Source organism: Pseudokineococcus marinus (genome assembly GCF_013004605.1).
Classification (GTDB): Bacteria; Actinomycetota; Actinomycetes; order Actinomycetales; family Quadrisphaeraceae; genus Pseudokineococcus; species Pseudokineococcus marinus.
The window spans coordinates 1-4,205 of the sequence record NZ_JABEMA010000272.1 but is presented as its reverse complement, the minus strand read 5'-3'; the positions used below and the strand labels follow the sequence as shown (position 1 = coordinate 4,205).

General features: G+C 77.5%; 4 protein-coding genes. 1 reads left to right on the top strand and 3 read right to left on the bottom strand.

The genetic code is table 11. The features are described from left to right. From HLB09_RS13840 to HLB09_RS13830, 3 genes are all read right to left on the bottom strand, one after another. The coding region (locus HLB09_RS13840) for a TPM domain-containing protein (RefSeq protein WP_171203930.1) at positions 1-1,212 on the bottom strand (1,212 nt) is incomplete at its 3' end. Then, the gene (locus tag HLB09_RS13835) at positions 1,209-1,484 is read right to left on the bottom strand and encodes an acyl-CoA carboxylase epsilon subunit (RefSeq protein ID WP_171203929.1); all 276 of its coding nucleotides are present in this window, start codon (positions 1,482-1,484) and stop codon (positions 1,209-1,211) included. The genes HLB09_RS13840 and HLB09_RS13835, both read right to left, overlap by 4 nt. Then, positions 1,481-3,109 carry an acyl-CoA carboxylase subunit beta gene (locus tag HLB09_RS13830; protein ID WP_171203928.1) on the bottom strand — a complete coding sequence of 543 codons (1,629 nt, stop codon included), beginning with the start codon at positions 3,107-3,109 and terminating at the stop codon, positions 1,481-1,483. Before HLB09_RS13830 ends, HLB09_RS13835 begins: the two co-directional genes overlap by 4 nt. Positions 3,110-3,256: 147 nt before the next feature. Here HLB09_RS13830 and HLB09_RS13825 point away from each other — a divergent pair. Further along, on the top strand, positions 3,257-4,205 hold a 949-nt coding region (locus HLB09_RS13825; RefSeq protein WP_171203927.1), incomplete at its 3' end, for a biotin--[acetyl-CoA-carboxylase] ligase.

The window sequence follows — 4,205 nt, the reverse complement described above, 5'->3', positions numbered from 1 at the left end:
TCGAACATGACCGTCCCCAAGCTGCGGCTCCTGCTGCGCGACGCCCGCGTCCTGCCCGCGCTCAACGAGATGGAGATGCACCCCTGCTTCCAGCAGCGGGAGCTCTTCCGCTTCTGCGTCGAGAACGACGTCGTCGGCGCGCGCGTCGAGCACGACGCCGGCGCGGCGCCCCAGGTCGCGCAGCGCGTCGAAGGCCTCGGTCTGCTCGTCGAGCGCGGCGTCCGCCCGGCCGCAGCGCTCGAGCACCTCGGCCAGCGCCGCCCGCCGCTCCTCCTCGTCGACCTCGCGGCGGTCGCCGTCGGGTCCCTCGCCGTCGGCGCGTCGCCGGGCGGCGAAGGCGGCCGACAGGTCCGCGCGAGCGCCGGCGAGGGCGCGCTCGAAGGGCGCGACGGCCTCGTCGCCGAACTCCGCCCGCGCGAACTCCACCTCGTTCGCCGACGCCATCACCGCGTCGTCGACGGCGACGAGCGCCGAGCCCGCCCGTCGCTCGAGGTCGGGCAGCGGCTCCACCGGGGTCGGGGCCGGGGCGGTGCCGGGACCGCGGCGGCGCGCCCGGTCCGAGCGCTGCTCGCGGCGGCCGCGCACCAGGGCCACGACCACGGCGACGGCGACGCCGACGAGCAGGAGCACCACGAGGACCGCGAGGCCTGAGACGCCGCCCGACCCCCCACTGCCCGACCCGTCGGCCTCCTGCGTGCCCGACCCCCCGGTGCCCGCTGACGACGCGAGGGCGTCGGCGTAGGCCTCGACGGCGCCCGCCCAGTCGTCCTGCGCCAGGCGTCCCTCGGCGGCGGCGTTCGCGGCGGGGGCGTCGACGTCCGCGTCGACGACGCTGCCGTAGGCCCGGTCGCCCGTCGCCACCGCGAGGACGCCGTCGCCGTCGCCCAGCTGGGAGATGTCGCCGGTCTGCTGGGCCCACTCCTGGCCGCCGAGGCCGTCGAAGCTGTCGACGAAGACGACGAACAGCTGGACACCGGTCTCGGCGCGCAGGTCGGCCAGGGCCTGCTCCACCTGCTGCTCGTCGCCGGCCAGGGCGCCCACCTGGTCGGTGACCTGCTCGTCGAGCCGCAGGGGGGCGACGGCCGACGCCGACGGCGCCCCGACGACGAGCAGGAGCAGCGGCGCGAGCACCACCGCCAGCAGCTCCGCGGGCAGGGTCCTGGTCGGCAGCGACCGTGCGGTCCGGGACGCCGCGGCGCGCCGCGCGCTCACCGTCCGGTCCACCCGCCGGCGCGCCCGCCCGCCCAGGCGCTCGTCCGCCAGGCGTCGGGGGAGGGCACCAGGACGCCGAGCCGGTCCGCCGGGTCGTCCCAGCGCGAGCCGCTCGCCTCCTCGGGGGCCGGGGCGTGCGCGGCGGCGAGCCGGGCGGCGACGACGGCGACGAGGGCGGCCAGCTCGGCGTCGTCCGGCGCGCCGCGGACCATCCGCAGCACCGGTGCCGCGGGCGCCACCCCTTCGACAGCCCCCTCGGGCGCGGCGCTCACAGCGGGATGTTCCCGTGCTTCTTGGCGGGGAGCTGCTCGCGCTTGCCGCGCAGCGCCCGCAGCGCCTTGACCACCTCGGCGCGCGTGCGCGACGGCGGGATGACGGCGTCGACGTAGCCGCGCTCCGCCGCGATGTAGGGGTTGGCGAGCGTGTCCTCGTACTCGGCGACGAGGTCCGCGCGCAGCGCCTCGACGTCGTCGCCGGCCTCCGCGGCCTCCTTCAGGCGACCCCGGTGGAGGATGTTCGCCGCCCCCTGCGCGCCCATGACGGCGATCTGCGCCGTCGGCCACGCGAGGTTGACGTCGGCGCCGAGGTGCTTGGAGGCCATGACGTCGTAGGCGCCGCCGTACGCCTTGCGCGTGATGACGGTGACGAGCGGCACGGTCGCCTCCGCGTAGGCGTAGATGAGCTTGGCGCCGCGCCGGATGATGCCGTTCCACTCCTGGTCGGTGCCCGGGAGGAAGCCGGGGACGTCGACGAGCGTGAGCACGGGCACGTTGAACGCGTCGCACGTGCGCACGAAGCGGGCGGCCTTCTCGCTCGCGTCGATGTCCAGGCACCCGGCCAGCTGCATCGGCTGGTTGGCCACGACGCCGACCGACCGGCCCTCGACCCGCCCGAACCCGCAGATGACGTTGGGCGCGAAGAGCTCGGAGACCTCGAGGAAGTCGCCGTCGTCGAGCAGGTGCTCGACGACGCGGTGCATGTCGTACGGCGCGGACGCCGCGTCGGGCACGAGCTCGTCGAGCTCGAGGTCCTCGTCCGTCGTCTCGAGGCCGCGGGGGTCCTCGGGCGCGACGACGGGCGCCTCGGACAGGTTGTTGCTCGGCAGGTGCGCCAGGAGGTCCTTGACGTAGGCGATGGCCGCGTCCTCGTCCTCGGCGAGGTGGTGCGCGCTGCCGCTGCGCGCGTTGTGCGTGCGCGCGCCGCCCAGCTCCTCCATCGTCACGTCCTCACCCGTGACGGTGCGGATGACGTCCGGGCCCGTGATGAACATCTGCGACGTGCCGTCGACCATGACGGTGAAGTCGGTGAGGGCGGGGGAGTAGACGTGCCCGCCGGCAGCCGCGCCGAGGATCACCGAGACCTGCGGGACGACGCCGGACAGGTGCGCGTTGCGGCGGAAGATCTCGCCGTAGAGCCCGAGGGAGACGACGCCCTCCTGGATCCGCGCGCCGCCGCCCTCGACGAGGCCGACGACGGGGCAGCCCGTCTTCAGCGCGAGGTCGAGCACCTTGACGATCTTCTCGCCGTAGACCTCGCCGAGGGACCCGCCGAAGACGGTGACGTCCTGGCTGAAGACGGCGACCGGACGGCCGTCGACCGTGCCGTAGCCCGTGACGACGCCGTCGCCCGGCGGCCGGCGGCGCTCCTGCCCGAACTGCGTCGACCGGTGGCGGGCGAGGGCGTCGAGCTCGGTGAAGGAGTCCTCGTCGAGCAGGGCCTCGAGGCGCTCGCGCGCCGTCCCCTTGCCGCGGGAGTGCTGGCGCTCGACCATCCGCGCCGAGCCCGCGTGCACGGCCTCGTCGGTGCGGGCGGCGAGGTCGGCGATCTTCGCCGCGGTGGTGTGCGGCGCGTCGTCGCGGCCGGGGGCGGCGCCGCTCGCGTCGGCTGCTGCGGGCATGGGGAGGGCCTCCGGGGGACGGGCGGCGCCGCGGCGTCCTCGGCCGGCGGCTCGGTCGGTGGTCTCGGCGCTCGGTCCTCGGCGGCGCCCCTGCGCAGGAGGTCTGAGCGCGACGGTCGGCGACTCTAGTGCGCCTACGCTGCCGGGGTGAGCAGCGCCGGGCCCTGGGCGGACCTCGCCCGCCCGCCGCTGCGCGGGGCGGCGCTGCGCTCCGCCCTGGTGCGCCCGGCCGGGCCGCTCGGCCGGCTCGAGGTCGAGGCGGTCCTCGACTCGACGAGCACCGCGCTCGCCGAGCGCGCCCGGGCGGAGCCCGGAGCGTGGCCCGACCTGTCGGTCCTCGTGGCCGAGCACCAGGTGCAGGGCCGGGGGCGGCGCGGCCGCTCCTTCACCACCGCTCCGCGCGCGGCCCTCACCGCCTCCGTCCTCCTGCGCGCGCCCGCCGGCTCCGCCCCGTCCCTGCCGTGGCTGCCGCTGCTCACGGGCCTCGCCGTCGTCGAGGTCCTGCGCCGGCGCGCCGGGCTGCAGGCCGTGCTCAAGTGGCCCAACGACGTGCTGGTGCCCCCGCCGCCGCGTCCCGCCTCGGCGCCGGCCTCCGCCGCGGACGCACCCGCCGCCAGCGCCCCGGCGAAGGTGTGCGGCGTGCTCGCCGAGGTGCTGCCGCCCGGTGCTCCGGCGCCGGACGAGGGCCCCGTCGTCGTGGTGGGGATCGGCCTCAACGTCGACGCCCGGGCCGACGAGCTGCCCGCCGCGGGGGCCACCTCGCTGCGCCTCGCGGGCGCCGCGACCACCGACCGCGACGTGCTGCTGCGGGCCCTCCTGCGCCGCCTCGCCGAGCACTGGCAGCGCTGGGGCGCCGCGGCGGCCGGTGGCGGCCCGCTGCCCTCCGGCCTCACCGACCCCGTCCGGGAGGTCTGCTCCACGCTCGGCGAGCGGGTGCGGGTCGAGCTGCCGGGCGGCGCGGCGTGCGAGGGCGTGGCCGAGTCGCTGGACGCCTCCGGGGCCCTCGTCGTCCGCACGGCGGACGGGCCGCGCGCCGTCACGGCCGGCGACGTCGTCCACCTGCGCCCGGCCGGCGGCGCCCCGGCGCCCGACGGCG